Source organism: Novosphingobium aquae, assembly GCF_037572715.1.
In the GTDB taxonomy this organism is placed as follows: domain Bacteria; phylum Pseudomonadota; class Alphaproteobacteria; order Sphingomonadales; family Sphingomonadaceae; genus Novosphingobium; species Novosphingobium aquae.
In genome coordinates this window covers 20,573-41,801 of the sequence record NZ_JBBHJY010000009.1, presented here as the reverse complement: position 1 = coordinate 41,801, position 21,229 = coordinate 20,573, and the positions used below count along the sequence as shown (strand labels likewise).

24 protein-coding genes are annotated in these 21,229 nt (G+C 50.7%); all 24 read right to left on the bottom strand.

Going from position 1 to position 21,229, the window contains the following annotated elements; genetic code table 11:
- Positions 1–2: 2 nt before the first annotated feature.
- The 24 genes from WG900_RS16140 to WG900_RS16025 all read right to left on the bottom strand — a co-directional run bounded on the left by WG900_RS16140 (position 3) and on the right by WG900_RS16025 (position 21,221).
- Positions 3–290, bottom strand: coding sequence for a hypothetical protein (locus WG900_RS16140; RefSeq protein WP_339968710.1), 288 nt, complete (start codon positions 288–290; stop codon positions 3–5).
- Between the two features lie 17 nt (positions 291–307).
- Positions 308–763: a hypothetical protein gene (locus WG900_RS16135; protein ID WP_339968708.1), complete on the bottom strand. Its 456-nt coding sequence runs from the start codon at positions 761–763 to the stop codon at positions 308–310.
- Positions 764–765: 2 nt separating this feature from the next.
- Positions 766–1,848, bottom strand: a complete 1,083-nt coding sequence (locus WG900_RS16130; protein WP_339968706.1) for a hypothetical protein — start codon at positions 1,846–1,848, stop codon at positions 766–768.
- 14 nt (positions 1,849–1,862) lie between these two features.
- Positions 1,863–3,305: a hypothetical protein gene (locus WG900_RS16125; RefSeq protein WP_339968704.1), complete on the bottom strand. Its 1,443-nt coding sequence runs from the start codon at positions 3,303–3,305 to the stop codon at positions 1,863–1,865.
- On the bottom strand, positions 3,302–4,720 hold the full coding sequence (locus WG900_RS20245; RefSeq protein WP_417598215.1) for a phage tail tape measure protein: 1,419 nt from the start codon (positions 4,718–4,720) through the stop codon (positions 3,302–3,304). The genes WG900_RS16125 and WG900_RS20245 overlap by 4 nt, the downstream gene beginning before the upstream one ends.
- Positions 4,721–4,819: 99 nt before the next feature.
- Entirely contained in the window at positions 4,820–5,155 is a 336-nt protein-coding gene (locus WG900_RS16110) for a hypothetical protein (RefSeq protein WP_339968702.1), read from the bottom strand.
- A 7-nt stretch (positions 5,156–5,162) separates the two neighbouring features.
- On the bottom strand, positions 5,163–6,146 hold the full coding sequence (locus WG900_RS16105) for a phage tail tube protein (protein WP_339968700.1): 984 nt from the start codon (positions 6,144–6,146) through the stop codon (positions 5,163–5,165).
- Positions 6,147–6,149: 3 nt separating this feature from the next.
- Positions 6,150–6,320 (bottom strand): hypothetical protein, encoded by a 171-nt coding sequence (locus tag WG900_RS16100; protein ID WP_339968698.1) that lies wholly within the window; start codon positions 6,318–6,320, stop codon positions 6,150–6,152.
- A 22-nt stretch (positions 6,321–6,342) separates the two neighbouring features.
- Positions 6,343–6,780, bottom strand: a complete 438-nt coding sequence (locus WG900_RS16095; protein WP_339968696.1) for a hypothetical protein — start codon at positions 6,778–6,780, stop codon at positions 6,343–6,345.
- Between the two features lie 4 nt (positions 6,781–6,784).
- On the bottom strand, positions 6,785–7,147 hold the full coding sequence (locus WG900_RS16090; RefSeq protein ID WP_339968695.1) for a hypothetical protein: 363 nt from the start codon (positions 7,145–7,147) through the stop codon (positions 6,785–6,787).
- Positions 7,144–7,395 carry a hypothetical protein gene (locus WG900_RS16085; protein WP_339968693.1) on the bottom strand — a complete coding sequence of 84 codons (252 nt, stop codon included), beginning with the start codon at positions 7,393–7,395 and terminating at the stop codon, positions 7,144–7,146. The genes WG900_RS16090 and WG900_RS16085 overlap by 4 nt, the downstream gene beginning before the upstream one ends.
- A gap of 50 nt (positions 7,396–7,445) precedes the next feature.
- Entirely contained in the window at positions 7,446–8,012 is a 567-nt protein-coding gene (locus WG900_RS16080; RefSeq protein WP_339968691.1) for a hypothetical protein, read from the bottom strand.
- A gap of 15 nt (positions 8,013–8,027) precedes the next feature.
- On the bottom strand, positions 8,028–10,721 hold the full coding sequence (locus WG900_RS16075; protein WP_339968689.1) for a hypothetical protein: 2,694 nt from the start codon (positions 10,719–10,721) through the stop codon (positions 8,028–8,030).
- Positions 10,722–10,942: 221 nt separating this feature from the next.
- Complete coding sequence (locus WG900_RS16070) at positions 10,943–11,737, bottom strand: hypothetical protein (protein ID WP_339968687.1); 795 nt, start codon at positions 11,735–11,737, stop codon at positions 10,943–10,945.
- Between the two features lie 87 nt (positions 11,738–11,824).
- Positions 11,825–12,265, bottom strand: a complete 441-nt coding sequence (locus tag WG900_RS16065) for a hypothetical protein (protein ID WP_339968685.1) — start codon at positions 12,263–12,265, stop codon at positions 11,825–11,827.
- Positions 12,266–12,340: 75 nt separating this feature from the next.
- A complete protein-coding gene (locus WG900_RS16060; RefSeq protein ID WP_339968683.1) occupies positions 12,341–12,559 on the bottom strand; it encodes a hypothetical protein in 219 nt (72 codons plus the stop codon).
- A gap of 4 nt (positions 12,560–12,563) precedes the next feature.
- The gene (locus WG900_RS16055) at positions 12,564–13,778 is read right to left on the bottom strand and encodes a phage major capsid protein (RefSeq protein WP_339968681.1); all 1,215 of its coding nucleotides are present in this window, start codon (positions 13,776–13,778) and stop codon (positions 12,564–12,566) included.
- Positions 13,779–13,839: 61 nt separating this feature from the next.
- Entirely contained in the window at positions 13,840–14,484 is a 645-nt protein-coding gene (locus tag WG900_RS16050) for an HK97 family phage prohead protease (protein WP_339968679.1), read from the bottom strand.
- A 33-nt stretch (positions 14,485–14,517) separates the two neighbouring features.
- Positions 14,518–16,509 carry a phage portal protein gene (locus tag WG900_RS16045; RefSeq protein WP_339968677.1) on the bottom strand — a complete coding sequence of 664 codons (1,992 nt, stop codon included), beginning with the start codon at positions 16,507–16,509 and terminating at the stop codon, positions 14,518–14,520.
- Positions 16,510–16,524: 15 nt separating this feature from the next.
- The gene (locus WG900_RS16040; RefSeq protein ID WP_339968675.1) at positions 16,525–17,904 is read right to left on the bottom strand and encodes a terminase large subunit domain-containing protein; all 1,380 of its coding nucleotides are present in this window, start codon (positions 17,902–17,904) and stop codon (positions 16,525–16,527) included.
- 40 nt (positions 17,905–17,944) lie between these two features.
- Positions 17,945–18,466 carry a terminase small subunit gene (locus WG900_RS16035; protein ID WP_339968673.1) on the bottom strand — a complete coding sequence of 174 codons (522 nt, stop codon included), beginning with the start codon at positions 18,464–18,466 and terminating at the stop codon, positions 17,945–17,947.
- Positions 18,467–18,468: 2 nt separating this feature from the next.
- On the bottom strand, positions 18,469–18,615 hold the full coding sequence (locus tag WG900_RS20240) for an LIM domain-containing protein (protein WP_417598204.1): 147 nt from the start codon (positions 18,613–18,615) through the stop codon (positions 18,469–18,471).
- A 1,081-nt stretch (positions 18,616–19,696) separates the two neighbouring features.
- Positions 19,697–20,440: a hypothetical protein gene (locus WG900_RS16030; RefSeq protein ID WP_339968671.1), complete on the bottom strand. Its 744-nt coding sequence runs from the start codon at positions 20,438–20,440 to the stop codon at positions 19,697–19,699.
- Positions 20,441–20,753: 313 nt separating this feature from the next.
- Positions 20,754–21,221, bottom strand: coding sequence for a hypothetical protein (locus WG900_RS16025; RefSeq protein ID WP_339968669.1), 468 nt, complete (start codon positions 21,219–21,221; stop codon positions 20,754–20,756).
- Positions 21,222–21,229 lie beyond the last annotated feature (8 nt).

Genomic DNA, 21,229 nt, shown 5'->3' with positions numbered 1-21,229 from the left:
AGTTATTTAGATTTGATAAGTGCGGTGACGATAGCGACGCCGGTAGCTAATACCCAGGTGCCGATTTGCTTGTACCACTTACTGTCATTCTTGACAGTCGCTAGGCCACTATTGAGCCGCTCCACTTCCTTGCGTAGTTCGTTGAGTTCCTTGTCAAAAGCGAGGAAGCGTTTTTCTGTTTTCAGCTCTTGCCCCTCGACGGTGCGCTTGAGGTCTATAATTGCGTTCTCAATCGGCTTGAGGAGTAGCTCAAGGACTTCTTTGATGGAGTAATTGCTTTCGGGTGGCATAGGTAGATTATATCAGACTAGGTTGACGTGTAGCTCACAGTGTAGCGGATAATAGTATCTCGCCCTGATGCCTTGACATATGGCGTGGTGAAGAGCGCTCGGGTGACAAGCGTACTAGCGCATCGCATACCAAGCTCACGGTAGGTGCCGTTCGCCAACTCTGCGTCGGTGATGAAAAACTCAATGACGATTGAAGCGGTAGCCGGTGTGGTGCGAGCTGGGATGATGCCATTTAGCACCATTGTGTCCAAGGCGGTATCGCCTGGGGCTACGGCGGTTGATCCAGAGCCGATGTCTAAGGTGGTGAACTTGAGTGCGCTGGCAGCGGTGCCAGCGTTGTGCTGGACTAAGAGCGCCCAATAGGCATTAAGGAGGAGGTTTTCCATCACCTCAGATTCAAAAACGACCTTACCATTTTTGACTGAGAGGATTTGAAAGGTGCCGTGCGCTTTAGCTGTGTCGAGTAGTTCCATACCTAGTTTGGATATGCTGTCTTGATAAGGATTTCTGTGGCCGATATTGCGATGCCGATTGGGATGTTATTGGTTCCTGGAGTTGTTTGGATAGTACCAATGGTATCAGAAACGTAGTACTTTGAGCCGATAGTGAGGCCAGAAAACCCTCCTACAATACCGTCAAACTCTACGTCAGCTTGAGTCGCGTTCACACCTGCCAGGGCAACAGCAATGACAGCATTATCTGCGGTGCCGGTCATTGTGACGGAGACATTCCCTTCATGTGTGACAATAGCTGATTCCTCTGCTCCACCAGAAATAATATCTGTTGCGCCCGCTGTGGTTACATTTGCTGTGCCCAGACGAGAGTAGGCAGCAATCACAGTTTTTCCATACACTTGAGTTGGTACTAATGTTGCAGAAGCATTTCCTGCCGCGTTGAATCCAGTTATCGAAGCGTTGGCCGGAAGTGTTTGGTTCGTCTTATCAAGACAAACTGCATGGAAGATATTTGAGATTGAACCATTACCGCCTGTGCGCGTGATGTTGAAAGTCTGGTTTGAAGCACTGTCTCCGATTGGTAGTACCCACGCCTGCATCTTACAGTTTGAGTTACCTGAGGCAGTTATAACCGAAGTGAATGATTGACCATTCCAGGAAAAAGCAGACGGAAGGGAAGCGATACCAGAGTTATCTCCTACCGCAGCAAATATAAGGATTACTCGATTATTCCCAGCGTTTGCGGTGAAAGACGTAGTAGCGCCACTGCCACTAACAGGAGTCCCTAGTACAGATGGATCAACAGATGCTTGGTTCGTCTTCATGAAGCCCAAAAATGATTGGCGCATGGTCACATTGGCATCTGATTTGATGATTGAACCGTCAGGGCTTAAGGTTACAGGGACCGGTGTGGTGGTGCCGTTCATCGCCTCAAACACATTAAATTTCCGCGACATGGGAAGAAATGCGCGGTGTATTTTAGCGTCAGCTTCGAGCTGCGGTAGATAGCCTGTGTTGTTCGCTGGCGTAGCTACGTCGCGTTCGCTTTCACGAATAAAATACGTTTTTCGTACTGCGTTTACATCATCGAAGGGTGCTGCCATATACTAGTAGTTTATCACGCCTCCAGTTTCGCAAAATTACAAATGAACGGGGTTCCAGCTGATACTACCCCCGCGCCATTAGCGAGGTAGTACGGCCTAGTCGTATATGAGGCGTCGTCTACTGTATCATCGCCATTCCCACTGTCCGCGTAGCGATAGAAGGCCAAAAGCACTTCCATCTCGTCGGCCTCCAGTTCTTCCTTCTTGAGCAAGCTTCTGAGAGCCTCCACGAGCGTCATAGAGGCGGTTGAAGCGAGGGTGACGGACCAAACGCCATCTATAGCGCTACCGTTCGGGAACGGGCGAAATCTGACGCTCTGGATGACGTAATCAGCGGTAACACCGTGCAAGGTGCTGTCGATCGTGATGAGCTGGCCGGACTTGAGGCCTGGGGTGTAGGTATCGAAAGAAGCGTCGGTGATCGCTGCGGCGTAGGCCTCTAGCTCGGCCAGGCCTCGGGTGATGGTTTCGTCCTGGCTTTGAAGTGACTTCTCGATGACTGAGTGCTCAAACTCGCCATATGTGACGACACTCTCGTTGTCAGGGACCACGGCAACAAGCGGGACAAGCGGTGTTCCGGTCATAGCGATGTTGGTGGTGGCTGGGCCGGTCGGTACGGGTGGGATGGCGGTAGGGTCAAAGCGGACGTACTTTTCCTGGAAGCTCCAATAGCAATCGAAGCCGGTCGTATCGATATATTCAGTCCCTACGGTCTTAGACACGCCGTTGACGGTAACGGTAGGTGTTGATGAGAATTTGAAGTTTGTCGGGAACTCAGTCTTCGCACCGTCTCCAGCAGCTAGGGTTGTGCGTGATGTTGTAGGTTGGTCGCCGCCCTGGACCTGGATGATGTTGCGGAGTTGCGAGAGGTCAGACTTGATGCGTAGGCTGGAAAAAACGAAGTTGTTGCTGGTGTCGGAGAGGTTGAAGGGGGCCGGTTCCTCGTTGCGTTCAAAAAAATGGATGTCTTTGTTGTAGTCCACATACCAACTGTAATTGCTGAGTTTAGCTAGTTTGTCGAAGCACTCAGAGAGAGTGAGGCGATTGAAGCTGATGCGGCTGATGACTCTGGCGGCTGCGACGTTTGCCACGGTGTAGGTCGGCGCGTAGCTTGCCACGAGGGTCGTGATGATGTCCTCGACGGTTTGGTCCAGGAAGCGCTCTATCACTAGCTTGCGGTCCATCTGGTGGGTGTAATCGACACAATCAACGGAGTAGATGACGGTTGGTGCCGCTTCGATAGCGGTCTGCATTGAGATGATTGAGCCGCCGAAGATCCGCACACTATCCTTAGTGACGATGATTTCAGCGTTTAGGACGGGGGTAAATCCGCTGGGTTGCTTTTCGACAGTGAAGTTGAGGGTGTCGCGGGTGCTGTTACGCTCGTCGTTTATCTCAAACCCGTCTAGGCTCACCTTGTCCGTAATGTCAGTACCGTTGTGGGTGATCGTTATCATAGGCGAGTGTTTTGCTTGAGCATCCCCATGATCTCGGTGCCTAGGCGCTTGGCCGCTTGGCGGTCGTCAAGGAATGTGCCGGAGATGTAGAGGGTGATGTTTGTGCCGCCGCCCGCACCAGCACCGGCGAGGGCGTGGTTCGGTATGATGGTGCCGCTCTGACCTGGCTCAAACCATTCTGGGCCACGTTCCCCCACGATATAGCCACGGCCTGATGAGACCGGACCTCCATCCGCCCTGAATAGGTCTGTGATTGAGCTAAATGCGTTCTTCGTGATAGAGACAGCGCTCTTGACGCCTGGAAGCGATGCGAGGGCTTCAATCGCTCTGGCAACTGCTGAGACAATCTCATCAAGAGGCCCTAGCATTGCATCAATAGCAATAAGCGTGGCGTCTTTTACTACAGTCCAAACATTGGACCAAGAGGCACCAAACTGCTCCATTGCATTCTTGACAGCGTACACGATAGCCGAGACGCCTACGAAGGCGAGTACGATACCAGCGGCGATTGGGTTGAAGGCCAAAAAGACAAGCCCTAAAGCGCCCATTATTGCAATCAGTGCGGCGATGGCGGCGGCTACTAAAACTATTTTTTCAGTAAGTTCAGGATTCTTCGCAGCCCAGTCAGCAAAACTCTGGATGATAGGCAGCACCTTTTGAGCAATATCGGCAAATGCTGGAGCAAGTGACTGTCCTAGCGCCTCGGTAATGCTTTCGATTGAGCGCAAAAGCTGGGCTTCATTTAAATCTATACCACTTACAGTATCGGTAGTCTCTCGAAGGTTCTGATTTAGTCCCTCCTGGAGGGCGGCAACACGCTCCGTCTCGTTGCCATATAAAATAAGGTTCTGTTGCGCCTCCGTGAAGCGAATGCCGGACCGCTCCAGTACGCCAAACTGCCCATTGAGTGCCTTGGCAATGGTATTGGCATTGCTGATGTACTCCTCACTTGTCGCGTTGACGCCGTTCTGGTTCACGGTGAGGTCGGCTAGGGACTTGGTGAGGTTGATAACAGCGCTGGTAGAAAGGCCAAAGGTAGATAGCTGGGCAACTCCCATTGTTAAAGCGTCTGCATCGACGCCTGCTTTCTTCTCCAAGGCGGCAGTCAGTGTGTTTATCTCAGAAATCTGCTCTTTTGTTCCTTTAGAGACATTAATGACGGCGTTGTTAAGCTGGCGCTGAGCTCGCTCCACCTCAGCGTAGGCATGGATGCTCTTGATAGAGGCGGCGGCTATGCCAGCAAAGGCCGCTGTTCCGACCGCCGCCATTTTCTGAAAGGTCGGCTGGAGGTCCTCCATTTTTGATCGCATTGAGCTTGTGGCTTCACCAACTTTTTCCAGGTTTAAAGAGAGACTAGCAAAAGCACCCTTGGTGTTATCAATCGCGTCAATTTTAACCTTTACGTTGGATTCCATTTTGTGATTGTTGTTTTAGATATTTGACTATTCCTCTGATGAAGAAGTCCGGTTGGCGATAGAAGGTGTAGTAGTCCCAACCGAAGTGTTCACAGATAGTTATGATGCCGGTGAGGTCGATGCCTTCATTTTTTTTTGCGTTCGTTCAATCTCGTCACAGACAAATGCGTAGTCTGGTTCGTACATTTTTTGAAGGCGAGCGAAACACTCGATTTCATCACCGTCGATAGAGAGGACCGAGATTTTAAGGAGCGCGTGCTTTGAGGCGGTGGCTACCTTCTTCATATCGGTCACTTTAAACTCTTTGCCGTCGGTAGTCTGGACAAACTCCATTTGAGCAGCGTCGATTTGCTCCCGCTCGGCCCCTGTCACCATAGTCTTAAAGACTACCTTGTGCTTGCCGATAGGTGTTTCAATTTCCTTGGTGAATTCCATAAAGAGATTAGTATGAGGTCTTCTCGTTTACGAGAGACATGCTGATAGCCTTCGCTGCGGTGTCGTCGTAGTTCGCTACGAATGACACTTCCTCGGTGATAGTGTCGTCAAGTGGTCGCTTTTCTGAGGTAGTGAATGTCACGTTTGGAAGGACAATAGTAAGCTCTGGCTTCGCTGCCACTCCGATAGTCTGGGCAGTGTTCTTGACTTGGATTTGAAGCGCCTTGACAGTGTTAGCGAGTGCTAGGTCACGGTAGGTGTCGTCGTCCTTGTCCATTGTGAATGAACCACTGATAGAAAGGAGCTTGGCTACCATGCCGATTGGGGTAGCTGATGAGATACTCAACTTTTCACGAGTACCACGGTCAAGCTCAATCTTCATGTCGGTGACGTCGATAGCGGTTGCACTGGAAAGTCCTGCAACATCCGCCGCGATCTTGAGAGTGACGGTCTGGTGAGGAGCGAGGTGGTCGGTAGAAGCGTAGGCGGCGGTAAAGTTTGAGTTAGTCGCTTCGCCTTGGGCCTTGATGGTCACATTACCATTGATGACGTCGTCAACAGGGAAGCTGAGGGACATCTTTGAGACGACTGCGCCGGTCACTTTCTTATGAGTGAAAGAGCCACGAGCCATTGAGAGGGAAAGGCTAGGTTGAACGACAGCAGTATTGAGCAAAAGCGAGTGACGATAAACGATTGTTTCACCGGCTTCGGTTGCGGAAGTGAGTGTTCCAAGGAGTGACTTAAGGAAGTAGCCGATTGAGCGAAAACGTAGGTTTAGAGGAATTTCACCCTCAACCTTTGTCATCGTAATCTCCTGACCCTTAGAAGAAACGCCAGTTGCGCGGGTCTCCTTGATATCTACCTTTTCAACGACTGGCTGGATGGTAGCCGGTTCACGCATTCTCACATAATCAGTAGCAGCAACAAAGGTGTTCGGAGTGGTCTCCATCGCTACACCTACTGCGTAATCTTCTCCACGTACTAATGTCATATGCTATTTGTTATCTTTTTTAAACATCGCCTTTGCTTTTTCTAATGCCTCATCCATAGTCTTCGCTTCTACAGATACACCAAGGGAAGGAAAGTTGTAGGTTTGTACTACCTCTTCGCCTGGCTGCATGTCGGTAGCGTGACCGCCTTTTCGTGTATTAATATCCTTTTGCATATAGATAGTATAGCATCTAGCCTTATGAGCGGTCTTGGTGGACCTTTACCTCAATCTGCATAGTCGCCATGCGAAGCGGCACATCCTCGCTGCCACCATAGCCCCAGGACACGTTTGAGACGCGGACCCAGCCATTCGCTAGGTTGAGACAGCCAGGCTTTTCAAATACGACACGGTACAGCTCACCAATGCTGTCGGAGATAGCCTTTTCAGCTAGCTCGATACTGTCGTCATCCGCTGGATTGAAAGAGTAAGCGACATAGAGGTTGAATAAAAACACCTTTTTATCACTCTCTGAGCCGTTCCAAAGGTTTTGGTTTTCGCCGTACTCAAGGATGAAGGCGGGCCAGGATGCGTCCAGAGCTGGCGACGGGGTGCGGTAAAAGGACGATTGCGTGGTGGCGAAATCGGTGATGCGAGTGATGATCGCCTCACGGATTTGTTCTGGTAGGTAACTCATACGCTTATTTTAGCACCCGACCTAGGATGGCGCGGGATTCTTCCTTAATAAAGGTGTTCTTGTTTTTGAGTGCTCGGGTAAAGAAAGGTGTGACGCGGCGCTTTGTTTTGTTCTGGTAGTACGGCGCGCCATGCACAAATTTAGAGTACTCGGCATACGAATAGAGAGCTGCACCCTTTGCGCCTCGGTAGTACCACATTTGCCGTCGAAGATTTCCGGTGATGGCGGGAGCTATCTTCTTCGCTTCATTCTCAAGCGTGTACCCCACTCTATCCTTAAATATATTAATACTTGCGTCTACTGCCTGGGGATAACGCTTAAGATAGGCCTGGAGTACGACAGCGTCGATGTCCAGTTCTATCCTCATGCGCTGCGGAGTAAGGCCTCATAATGCGTCTTGCCTCGAAACTTTTGCTTAGCAAGGCCGTAGCACTCATACTTTGTGGTGGTTTGGTCGGTGATGCGGTCGCCAATGCGTACCTCGGTGAGAGTAAACATGCGGAAGGTCTTTCCGGTTCGCCCCATATCTGCCTGGCCGTACTTGTCGCCTAAAGGCTGTATATGAGCCGCAAATGCGTCACCTACCTGTGTATAAGTAGTCTTATTGCCGGTCACTGTGCTACGCGAAACGGTGACGGTATCTGTGAAGTGGTCTGAGAGCATATTTAGAACATTATGCGCTTATAGCCGTCGATGATTTCAAGCGCTCGGGTGAAGTCAGCGCGGGCTGCCTGGTCCTTGTATGACACCTGGTACTCGCCTATCTTCTCGGACTGGACGCCCTCGGTTTGGTTGTTCACCTGATTGATGATGCCAGCCACGAGCACGGTGCAAGCCCACTTGATCTTCTCGGGAAGCGTAGGCTCAAATGAATGGATGCCGGTCACTGCGACGTTGGCGTAGTCCGTTGGGAATACCTCACCCCGTAGGACAAGCTCACGCTTGGTGACGCTGTTGTATGGAGCCATGAGCGGGTCAACAGCTACACCGTCAATGGTCACGTCGATGGTTGTGACAGTATCATTGGTACATACCGGACTGATAGAGAGGAGATTGTCACCTTGGCCGTCGTATAGGTTGGTGCTTTCAGCGTTTCGATAGATAGGATACCCCGCTCTCTGGTCAATAAATTCAGTCATGGCGGTTATGTACGCCGCTAGCTGTGTGTCAAAAGTGTTTTCTATGTTGGTAAGGAGGTAGTTTTGTACCGCTGTTTTATCAGTGTATTCCATGCTTAGATTATAACACTAGTAAATCTTTGGGGGCCGAGTAGCGACCGGCTCACGAGGGGTGAAAATGCGGGTTCGTGAGTTGAATGGGCTCGGGCTGGAAGAGAATGGCCTCGGTGCCTGGTCAAATGGACTTGGACCGTCTGAGAATGGGTCCGTAATGTCAGGTGTGACGATCGGGAAGGTTACAGGCGAGCTGGAGACTGCGAAGATACCTACACCGACAATGAGAGGCCGGTCGTAGGTAGTCTCAACGTCAACTCCTGAAAGGGTGAAGCTTCCTGTTCCCACCGTCGCATAGTGATCAGAAATGAAAGTTATTGAGCTGTCCAGACCTGTATAAAGTGCGGGTTCGGCGTCAATTCGCGACTCCTTCTGGAATGAGATAGTCTGAGCTGCCTGAGTGTAGGCCATAGCTACGGCGTCCAGTATAAAGACCTTTTGGAACGTCGTAGCATTTCCGGTCATTGTGAACGCTCCAGGGGCTGCGGCTAGTACAAACTGTTTTGCAAGCTCTGCATCACTTCCGCTGAGTGCGAACACTCCAGATGTCACGCTAAGACTGCCGGTCGCTTGGATGGCCGCGTCTATGGCGGTTGCGGCATATGTAGCGGTGGTCCCTGAGAGTAGGAGCAAGGAGGCTAGGCCGGTGGTGGAGCCTGATAAGGCGAAAGAGCCAACTGCTGCGTCAAGGATGATGTTTCTCTGCGGACTAGCAGCAATGCCTGTGAGGGTGAACGCACCTACAGCGACATCGAAAATGTGCGCCCTAGGGAGAGTTGAAGCGACACCTGAGAGGGTGAATGGTGTTGTGGTGGCGTCAAATACCAGTGACCGCTGGAAGGTCGCGTCAATGCTAGAGAGGGTAAAGGTCGCGACTGTGGCGTCCAGCACCACACCCTTTGAAACGCCGGTTGTGATGCCTGTAAGCGTGAAGGACGCCGTTGCTCCGTCGATAAGGAACACTTTCGCGATAACAGCGTCAATGTTCGTCTCCACATACGTCGCTAGAGCCGCCTGGATGACGTAGGAGCTTAAGAAAGTAGCTGAGACGGTACTTTCCACGAAAGAGGCGGCGGAGACGTCTAGGACGCGATTGTAGGCCGTCACAGCGGCGATGCCGGTGAGGGTGAAGGTGCCAACTGTGACCGGTATGATGTACGCGCGCGGGAGTGCGGTGTCAGTCCCAGTCAGAGTGAACACTCCAGTCGATGCGAGCATCACATTCGCGAGAGGGAAAGATGAGGCATAGCCAGTGAGGGTGAAGGTGGTCTGGGCAGCGTCCATCACGTAAGTGCGTGGAAGAGTGTTCGCGATGCCGGTGAGGGTGAAGGTGCCAGGGGCAGCGTCTAGGGCGTAGGTGCGAGAGAAAGTCGCGGCGATACCAGTTTCTGTGAAGGTCGCGACTGTGGCATCCATAATCTTGCCAATAGCTACGATTGCTCCCACTCCTGAGAGGGTGAAAGTAGCGACAACGGCGGCGATTGTACGGTTGAGGAGGGTTTCAGCACTGATGCCAGTCAGAGTGAAGGTGGCTACCGTAGCGGGTAAAGAGTATGTCCGTTGGTAGGTTGTATCTAATCCAGACAGAGCAAATGCTGCGGCGGAGATGTCCATCGTGTACGCCTTTGAGAGCGTCGCTGCGATACCTGTCTCGGTGTATGTCTGAGCTGATGCCGCGACCTGGAGCGCTCTTGTGAGGGGAGTGGCGAAGCCGGTCTCTGTGAAGGCAGCGACGGCAGCGTCTAACGGACTTGGACCACTTGAAACAGTCGTCCATGTCCCCCAGAAAGAAGACTCAGAGTAGATATTGTTATATTCGGTGGTAATCCAATTATCTCCGACGTCAGAAAGTCGCAAACGGGCGTCTCCGTATACACCATCTGCGTATCGGTAGGCTGTTGAATATGATGTATTAAACCGGCGATTTAAACAGAAAAGGTTATTTCCAGCGGTGTATGTGGTGGTGACGGCTGTGCCACCTGTGGTCTTTGTGCCGTTGACCATCACAGACGGGAAGTTGTCAGTCTGACGACGACCAACGAAGTGATTCCATTGCGATGCTGAGTAAGCGGAGGCCGAGGTGGTCACTGAAAAAGAAGCTGTAAGGTCAGGACTGGCCTGAAAAGTTACAGCGCCCGTATTGACGATGTCGATTGAAAAGTTCTTTCGACCAGATGCGTCGTTTTGCTCCTCACCAATGAGGCGTAGTGGTATGGCTGACGATGGTACTGCACTTGGATTGAACCACACGGAAAGGGTGAATGGGTTTGCTCCAAGGTTGCCTTGGATTGAGGACATATCCAGCCAGTCGTACAAGGTAGTAGAGCTAGTATTTCCAGAGAGGAGACCATCCATTTTAAGACCAGCGTTCGGGTCGCCGGTGATATCAGCAAAGGCTGTGGGTGATATACGCTCCGTCCAATTACGCGCGTTCCCTGTTGCATCTACAACTCTTTGCGCAGGGTCTCCGTGGAAGTGCCACACAGCAAAATAGTCCGACCATACAGCGTTGCGGCCATATGTATCGGTAGCTGCATAATCAGCCCGACTCGATAGCCAATCAACATAGATAGTCGTTGTCGAGGTTAGTGAGCTGATCTTCACATACATCTCTTCCGCTGAGACAATCTCACGCGGTAGTTCCACAGTCTTCGCAGCATCACTGTACACTCGGACGGATTTTGCTTCTTCGATATTCGTGATACCCATCCTGGAAAGGTCAACATAGGTAGGGAAGTTCGTCTGTGTGGAAGGTACGAGCGCAGCGTTTACCGTAGCTTGCTTGAAGCCCGATGTTGGTGACGCCACAGTCGGACTACCCGCATCGAAAACAGTCCGTGCTGCTGCTGGCGCGGCTCCATATTTGACTTTGAATAGGTGGGCCGATTGAATCCTACCAATTCGCCCTGATAGATACGGGCTCGCCATATTTAAGCGTTGGCTATCTCGATGATAATGTCTGGTAAGCCGGTAGAGGTTGAGTCAGCTTGAGGTACAGCGATGATAGCGCTGTCAGCGTACACAATAGGCGCTCCAGTCTTAAACCAGTCGTCAATACCGCCTCCGTTTGCGACGGTGATGCGTTGGTTCCAAAGGGGACGAAGGACAAGGACATTGAACGTCCCCACCGTTGCCACAGTGCCGGTCACACTTTCAATCTTCTGCACTCCACTGTCTCCAGCCTGGAGTGGGAGTTGGACCATACGGCCAACAGTGAGGGCTGCTCCGGTCGCGACTGTTCCTGTGGTGCGTCCGGTCGTGCCAGCTTGGTTGGTGTAGGTGACGGCGATACTCAAGTTACCAGTGAAGGCTGTAACCGCTTCAATCCAGATTTCGTTACCATTTCCGGCTCCATCTGGGCAGCGTCCGAGGAATGACGGTTGTGAGGCTAGGGTAGTGGCAGCGTTGAAAGCATAGGCTCCGGCCTTGAATAGCATGTCGTAGATAGCCAGGCGGGACAGGACAGTGTTTGCGTAGTCCACACGGGTGAGGTAGCCGGTTGCGCCACCTCCAAAGGCATTGATGACCGGACAGCCTGCGGTTGCGTCTGTTGGCACTATACCAGCGGCGGTTGATGAACCTGCGAGTGTCCCTGCCCCTGGGTTTCCAGCAAGGTCAAAGGTACTAAAAGGGATGAGAGCTACACTAGTGCGTGAAGCGGTCTTAGTGAGAGGGATATTTTGTTTTGCTGCGGCGAAGTAGCCATCTACGGTTGAAATTGACATTGATGAGACGATTAAATTTGTATTACCCTAAGTATAACAAAAGCCCTGAGCGAGTGCTAAGGGCTTTCAATTATTTTCTATCAGTCGCTATGCGAGTGTGAGCACGCCGTTTGCGTCGTCAAAGTTGATGGTGAGACTTTCACCAGTCGCTAGGGAAATAGAACTTCCGTAGTCGTAGTACCCAATGAGTGCATCCGCTGGAGTGGTTGCAGTGTCATTGTAGATATAGACATATCGGAAAGGCCCTACAGCGCCCGTAGCGGTCAAGGTGAGGTCTGTCAGAGTGAGTTTATACGTGCCTGCTGTCTGCGCTGACGATGTGGTCGTAATAACGCGGGATGAGAGGTTCGTATAAGCGATTTGGGTGACGTTAGCGAGGATACAAGCGGCGGTTGAGCCGGTTGGTGGAGTGCCTTCTGAGCCTGGAGCGGTGTTCGAGAGGGCGATTGTGAGTACGTCTGAGCCGAGATTGTGAACTTTTTCGGCGAGGTGCTCGACAAATCCGTTGAGTTTGTTGAATGTTGCCACGGTAATTTAATTTATTTTTATAATTCAAGCTCAGTAGCTTGAGCGGAAGGCCGATATACTCAGCCTCCCTACTAGCTATTCAGCCTTTGGAGCCTTGGCCTTTGGAGCCTTGGCCTCCTCTGATTTGAGTACTTGCTTCAATCCGAACATATTCAGGTAGATCACTGGGACGGTTTCGAGAGCGGCTACATCCTTTTTGTATACCCATGCGGATAGACCAAAACGTGAACCTTTAATCTCGATAACCTTGGCGAATTTACCTTGGTAGTTCTCAATAATGTCGCCAGCTTTCATACGACTATGCTGCTAGGTAGCCCTTAACGTCAGAGATGTCTCCAGTCATGAAGGCAGCGCTATCGTTGTTCTTCACGTAAGCAGCGAGGTATCGTTGCATACGGATAGCGACAATGCCCTTTGCGAAGTCAGTCCCATCTGAATTACTGAAGTCAACTTCAACACCGCCATTTGGACGGACATTGAGGTATCGGAAGTCTCCAATAAGGAATGAACCAGCAGTGATACCTGTGTTTTCAATAACACGGGCACCCTTGATAGTTTGACCGCCAGCAGCCACGAATGATGGCATGATGTAGTCACCGTTTGCGTTCTTTGTGAGGTCAAGCTCTTCTGCATCGGTAGGGTTTAGGACGATGTAGTTAGCTACATACTTACCCTTCCCAGCGGTCGCAATCTTTGTCATTGCAATACGCAAAACGTCAAAGAGGTTGGCATTTGGGACTACTTGAGCGCCGATAGCAGCACTATCAAGGACTTCTGCGACACCAAGTACACCTTGGAGGTTCGGAGCTGTCCCGTTACCACTAAGAAGCTGTCCATCAACGATAAGGTTGAGGTCAACTGCGAGCATGTCCTTAAGGACCGCAACCAACTCAGCACCGTACTTCAAGAGTTCATTTGAGTGCTTTGAAATACCGGCAATCTTCTGGAGTGGGACACTGACGATACCAAAAGTACGGTCTACTTCTGGGATTGCGGCTGCCTCAGCAGTAGTAGCTGGCGCACCTGTTGTGGTGAGCACCTCAGTGTACTTTACAGAATCAGAAGTAGTAGGAACTACATTCGCAATTTGCTCAACGAAAGTATTTCGGAGGGCAGGACGGCTGATTTCAACGTCTTTATCTGGTTCGATAACGACACCAGTTAGATCAGTGCGATCTGTACCCTTAGCAAGGTAATCAAGTTCTGATTCACTCTTGAAGGTAAAGCCTACTGAGCCTTTTGAGCGGAGAAGAGCACTCGCATCCTTGAGCACTTGATCAGCGTCAAATGATGCTGTCTTTTGGTCTTGGAGAACTACCTTAGAAGTGCCAGCAACAGCCTTAGCTGATACAGCGTCAAAGAACTTTCCAACTGATTCAGTTGCCTTTTCGAGTGCTGCTTCATTGGCCTTCGCGCCAGCTTCAACAGCTTTTTGTGTCGCAACAGAGAGCATTTTAGCCACTTCGTCGGTGGTTTGCTCAGCAGCTACGTCAACAGTTGTTTCATCTTCCATAAATGTATTAATGGATTAATTTTTTAAAAGAGCGCCCATTACAGGGGTACAATTATATCGCTCACTTGGTGTATTGTCGGATGGCCTTGTTCAAAAGGGTGATAGCGTTGCGTTTGCGGATAGCGGACGGGTCAGTTTCCTGGATGTTGTCCTCAATGTCCTTTTTAACTTCAATAAGTTTGTCCTTTATATCGGCGTCCTTTACTAAAGCGCCACGGTTCGCGCCGATACCAACGAGTGAACACTCCATAAGTTCGCAACTCTTAAGGACAAAAGCGTCCTTTGCTTCGTCGTATTCGACAACGTGAGGGATGAATCCAACAGAGACCATATTAAGGTCACCACGGACCACATGAGCCCAGGCGCGGGCGATGTCAGGGTGTACGTCAACCGCAAACTCAGCAGTACCAACGAGCATCTGCTCGCCTGGTAGCTCGGGGTCGGCCTCAAGCCATACCTTTGTCCACTTACCTAGTGGGAAGTCGTTTGATCGGTGGCCCCAGAATAGAGGGGCATTCTTAGCGAAGTGCTCTAGAATCCAGCTATCTTGGTCCACAATGTCGCCGTGGCGATCAATTCTAGCGGTGGACATAACGAAAGTAGCAGTGTGCTTGTTTTCGTCGATGGTGACTGATTTAGCAGTGACGTCGATGTCAATGCGCTTGCCAGTCATTTCTAGTGCTTTTTGTTGGAACTCCTTAATCATACTTAAATTATATCAGACGCTTAAAAATGGGCTTTATACGGTCGGAAGCAACACACATCGGCAGTTTACCGACGCCTCTGCGGGGTAGTGTTCACCATTCGGGAATGCTTCGCCCTTACTCACAATCGCGCCATTGTTGTCCTCATGCTCAGGCCGTACCTTGTCATCCCCGACAGTAAGCCACTCTTTGCCAGTCACCACACTCGATTGAGCGTAGGCGTCATTGGTAGCCTTTGAGAGTACGAAGTTCGTCTCGGTCTGGGCGATGGTGCGAGCACGTTTCACACTCATATCGTCGAAGTAATCTCGGAGAGATTGGCCGATTTTCTCGATGCTATGACCTTCCTTGATACCGTCCACAATCTTGCTCTTAAGCACCTCAAAGGTGGTATCAATGATTGAGTTGGTGAAGAAGTTTACTCGGCCTTCAATGGCGGTGAGTAGGACCTGGTCAACAAAGAAGTGATCTGCGCTGGCCTTCTTGAAAAGGGCGTCTAGAGCGCTTTGACCACCCTCCTTGTACAGTTTCACCATGATAGGGGTAAAGAGGTCTTTAGCGGCCTTTTTCTCGGTTTGCACGTCCATGAATGAGTGTACATCTAGATCGGTAGCAAGGATGCGCTTGAGCATACCGGCGTGAAAATCGTCTAAGGTGTCCTTTACCTTTTCAGCTTTGCGGTCGATGTTGTCGTTTACCGCTTTGGCGTAGGCGTCCTTGGCCTTCTGGTTAGGGAAGATGCTGTTCATTTGACGCTTAGGTTCGGTCGCTTGGAGGGCTGCCACAACGTCTTCGATAGCCTGGAGCTTGAGCGCTAGGATTGGACGCTTGCGGATATAGTTCTTAGCCTGGTCTTGGAGTGCTGGGTCTGTTTGGGCTGGTTGAGCTGGTACGGCTGATAGCGTGTCCGCGCCTTCCATCGCATCGTAGTTGTACATAGAGCGGGCTTCGTTGGCGGTGATGATGCCATTCTTCTTAAGTTCGGTGGTCTCCTTTAGGAGAAGATCACGATCTACCGGCGTTGGGTCATCGAAGTGGATGAAGACAGCCTGGTCTACCTGCGGCACAAGCTTTGCATTCATGCCGTCCACAAGGGCCTCCAGGACCGGAATAACAGCCTCTTGGAGATACATCTTGTACGCCTCCTTAGAGGTCGCGCGGTTGGAGCCTTCGCTCGCTACCATTTCCTCTGGGATATGAAGGGCTGAGAGGATGTCCTGGCGGAGGAATTTCTGAGTGGCGATAAAGTCCATTTCCTTCGGGGTTTTGTTCAGCTCCTGGACCGACTTCACCTGACTGCCAAAGATGGCGACATTGCCGCCCTGGTTGCGGCCAAAGATGCGCTTCCAACGTGCTCGGAAGTCAGCCGCACCTTCCTCGGATACGTCCTGGTCAGCGAATACAGCAAAGTCTGGTCGCCCTTGGTTCTTGAAGAAGCTGGCCTGGTATTTGGTGGCCTCAATCTCGGTGAGGATGCGAGAGGTAGCCGGTTGGACCACACCGACGCCACGAAGCGGGTTTGATGGGTCAATGTTTGAGATATGGATGATATCTTCCGGCTTAAAGCGGTAGATAGTGCCGTTTGTGTACTCGTAACCGACGACGGTCTTCCGGTCTTGGGAGAGTACCACCTGGACATAGTCAGGGCGCAAGATGCTCATTGCATTGATGCTGGCGCCGTTGCGATCTAACAACCAAAACACCTCGCCAGCGAGAATGTAATGGGTAGCCGATAGCTCCATGAACTCGCGGGGAGTTTGTAGGGCATTAGGCTTCGCTAGAAGAGAAAGGAGTGGGTGCTCAAATACTTCTGCTACGTCTCCCTTCTTGTTTTTAATCTTGTACAGCTCAAGCGGAATACCAGAGACGCGCTTCGCAATCATCGAAACGCCGATATAGAGGTACAAACTGTCCTTGTATGAGTTGAGGTTGTGGATGTCGGTGGCGTTCTCAAAACCACTAGAGAATGTCACGATTGGGCTGGCAATAGATTTAGTTTTAAAGAGGCTCTTGAAGAGTTGAGGCATATACAAAATTATACACTAGGCTAGTAGTAGACCACCACCGCCACTACCGACAATTTGGAGTTGGTAGGCCTCAGCGTCCACCACGTCGTCATGTTTTCCATGAGGAAAAGCGGACTGCTCAAACTCAAGCTCGGTACACTCGCCTTCGATGTGATAGATAGAGCCTGCGGCATATGGTGGAATAAGACCGCGCACACGCACTTCTTTCTGCGTACTGTTGTGTTTGAGCGGTACGATAGGGAGGTAGATACCTCGCTCCCGCTGGGCTTTGTCTAAGAAAGGCTTGATGACGAGCATATACATACCCTCTTCAATGCCGATTTTGTCGTACTTGTTAGCTAGATGGAGGGAGAAAAGTAGCTCAATAAGCTGATCTGGTGCAATTTTGAGCTTCCAGGCTTTAAGGTTCCAAAAGTTTTCTGTGTCAATCAGGTTGTCACAAAGGCCTGTGGAGTCGGCGCTATCTCGTTTTGATGCTGCGGTGTCTAGGGTGAGGTAGCGATTTTTTCGCTTAAGCGCTGCCACCTCAGTATGAGTACGATACTTGTACCAGGCAGGCTTAAATTCTTGCGTCTCAGAGCTGATAGGGCGTTGCTGGTAGAGGGCTTCCCACTCATACGGTCCAAGTGACTTCTTAATGTCGGCAAGCTCAGTGAGTGAGTAGCGAGTAGGCCAAAGGGCATCACCTTCTTCACGGAAAGGCGGCTCGGCTGTCTCTGCTATCGCCATAAGGTGCAAGCGCACCCACTTCTCGCCATTGTGCGGCGCGAAATAGTCGCGCCAAGTGTCATTCTCTAGAATACGGCCAGCTAAGTCATCAGTATGCCAGCGCGTTCCCATCACTACGAGTGCGCCCTCTGGGGTGAGGCGGGTACGGACCACTGAGCGGAACCAGGACCACACTCCTTCGCGGATCACTTGACTCTCAGCTTCCTTGCGGTCCTTGAGGCTGTCATCGACGATGAAGTAGTCGGCACCTTTACCAGTGATAGAGCCACCAACACCGGCTGCGTTATATGCACCCTTGGCGTTCTTCCACTCGCCCTCTGCTCCGCCCTCACCCTCAATGTGCTTCTGGGTGTTCCACTTGGATTTCGCGGTACTGTCTGGGGCTAGGCGGGTTTTAAAGACGTTCTGATACTGGGTAGAGTTGATGAGGTTACGGGTTTCGCGCCCGTGGTCTGCGGCTAGGTCGCCCGAATAAGACGACACAATGACGGAGCGGTCGGGGTCTTTCCCTACTAAGTAGCCTGGAAAGAGCTGGGAGACATTAAGACTCTTGGAGTGACGGGGCGGTGCCTCAATGAGCAAGAAGCGGATTTCGCCACGCTCTACACGGTCCAGGGCCTCACAGAGCACACGAAGGTGCCAACTATCAAGGTAGTCTTCATACACATAAGGAGCAAAGTGGCCGTAGCTACGCCTTGCTAGTTCCCTACGTGCTAGTTCCGCTTGTATCTCCTTGTGTAAGTTTGATGAGTTCGTCATCGGTGAGGTTTTTAAGATTATTCACTTGAACGGCGGCGGGCAGGTCTTTGTCGTTTGTTGTCGCGTCTACACGCTCTTTCATGCCGTGGTTTGCGGAGAGTAAGAACTTTGCCATTTGTGGACTATAGTCGCCGTTCAAGCCGTTGTTCATAAGGCGGCGGGCTTGCTCTGCCTTAAGTTCCCCTATCGCACCGGAAAACTCGTGGTGTAATAATGCCCACTCATTGAGAGTATCAAGGTTTACCTTAAGGTGTAGAGATAACCCTTGCATCGTCGGGATGTTCACCCGTATCTTTCGCTCAAAGGTGTTTGAGGAAATCCCTTGCGTTTTATGGTACTCAAACTCCTCATCGGTACATGACGCGATATACTCCCACGTTTTCTTCAAAATATCTGCGGAGTACTTTGTAGGTCGCCCGCCTGGATGCTTCCCCGCCTTTGGTTTTGTAGCTTTCTTAGCTGTTGACATATTTAAATAGTATCACGTTTAACCTCCTTCTCGCCCTCTCTCCAATTATCCCTCTCACACAGCACACGCCCATCCTTTGTATAAACCTGTATCTTTCCAGTGAGGTCTTGCTCGCATTCGTCGCATTTAATTATCTTAGTTGGTGGCATAAAAATTTAATCCTCCAGCCACACCCACCTTACTCTTTTTCCGTCATATCGCTTGTGCGGCATGAGACGTGATCTTCTGGTGTAGCGAAGGGCCTCGCTTATAATCTCCACTCTGACCTCTGGCCTCAAATCATCAAATGGCACGTCTGAGAGATAGAGACCCAACTGGATACCTCGCTCATACCATACCCTAGCGACGTAGGCGGCTCTTGACTCGTGGCGCATTGGCAGAGTGGTTATTGATAGTGTCATAGGGTGGCATGAGTATAGTATACGCCTATGTGCTTGCATATCTTGCGCGGGGGAGTGGGGATAACGGGAATTATACTAACCACGCACCCTAGTAGATACCAGAGTGCGGGTCGCTCACTGCCCCTCTGAGGCTGTGAAAATACTATATCTCCATCTTATAAGCCCTATAGATTGTAAGGGCTAGAAATATTATACTACTTCGGCGAAGCGGCCCGTCGTGCGATATCAGCTCGTGCGTGACAATCTATACATAGCCAACAAACTTCAAGCGGTTTTGAATAATCGGCGTGATGACCAAAGATTTTTGTTTCTTCGTTGCATACATCGCAGATTAGTGGTTTTTTAAGTTTACCTATTTTTACGGCATAAAGCACTCTTTGGCGAGCATTATGCCTGGAGTTATGCTTCTTTATAGACTTGTATATAATCGCGCGAACTCGCTCCTTATTGTTATCATAATACCTCTTAATTCGTTCTCTAGTGCACCCCCGACAATAATAGTGCTGTCTACAACTTAAGCTAGTCTGAATGCGTGAATTCCGAATGAGAGGCTTGTCCCAAGACCTACACTTTGAGCAGTAACAAAATGATATATATATCATATAGACATAATATCATCTATGTTCCAGTTACACCACTCCCACAGCAATCCACGGCTCTAAATAAGGTTTACTCGGATGGTGTTGTGGTGTGCCCTTCCCTACCGTCTAGGTGCCTCGACCCCTTCTGGCGGACCGATTGAGTGTCATGGTCCCTTGAGAGGGGAAAGTTGGTCTTGCCGAGATTTCTAAAAAAGAAAAGAGCCAACACCGAAGTGCTGGCTCTGAGTTTAGTTTGCTGGAAGTAGGAGAAGTTGGTTGGGGTCATATTCCACGAGACCATCCATGAGCTGATGTAGCTCTTGGGTGAGCCTGGGTTGTTCCATGACCTTGGGCTTGAGGCTCCAGGTCGCGCCGTTGAACAGCCGATAGACGGTCTTCGGGCCGTAGTCGCATGTGGGGTTCTCCCATTGGTCCAGCACCTCGGGGATGCGGGTGGTGTTGATAATCCCCCGCCGATACATTTCCATGATGATGTGATCGGCCTGCTCGTCCGTAAGGGATGTGTGCTTGTACGCCTCGAACTGTTTGAACTGCGACTGGCGTTGAAGTTTAAGCGGTTCGATAATCTCAGCGATGATGCCAGGGAGCTGCCTTTTGGAATTGGCAGTGTGCTTCCTGCGAACGACGGTCTCAGCCACAAAAGCTGAGTTGTCGCAAACAAAGCAGTTGGAACCGAAGCCCAGCGACACAGGAACGGTCTTGTTGTTGCTGTTCGCGAGGCCGACCAAATCTGTATAATCGCCGTAGTCGCTTTTGAGCGTAAGTTGGCCGTACATTTTCATCCCGTCCGGCGTGACGCCAAACTCCTGGCTTACCACTTCATGCCCAAAGTAGTTGAGGGCATATACGACCATGTTGACCAGGTCGAAGTGAGCGAGAGGGAAGTGAGTTGCCGTAGGTTCCGGCGTTTGGAGTGCGCGAAGGCCATCCAGGTCGATGGGGTTGGCTCCAGCGTGGAGAACAAGCGTCATGGTAGCTTCCTTTCAAAGAGCAAAATTGCTACCGAAAGTATACCACCAAAAAGAAACCCCCGCTTTCGCGAGGGTCTCAGTTACCTTAAAAGAGCCAAGATAGTATATCGTCTGGCACCAGGCCTTCCCGTATCATCTCGGTCAATAGCTCATCGCCGCGCAAACTGCTGAAGTCAATGAAGTCTATCCATCCGTGATCTTCCGGTTGCGACCTGAACTGTCTACAACGATAATCTACTATGTACCCCTTATAGGTTGGTAGCTTTCCTGCCACAAAGAGTGGAGGGTTCTCATTTTCGCTGCACATAAGCCCCTATTTCGAGACGAGCTTCGAAATTTCTTTCGCAAGTTCAGTGAATAGGTTGCTTGCCTCTACACCGTTTGCAAAAAGTTTGATGGCAAAGGATCGTTTATACGAAGCTAATGTAGCTTGGTTATTAGTCACCTTTTCATCAAATTCGACCAGTTCCTTTGGAATAATGCCGTAGGTCTGTATCACCAGCTTTGTGTCACCATAACCTGTAGGCTTCCAACCTAGCTCAGCCATTTTCTCTTCAGCTAATGACGCGGTCTTCTGGCTTTTTTGGTAGTTGGTGAATTGCTCACTAACATCAGCCGGTGGTTTCGCTTCAAGTCGCTTGATAAGCTCAGCGCGTTGGTTGCTTGCATCACGGTTAAAAGCGCGTTCAGCCTCTTCGATGTCCTGAAGAATCAGACTTTCGAGCTTCCGCTTCTCAGCCAGACTAAGGACTTTGCTCTTCTCTTGTGTTGTGTTTTTCATACCTTTCT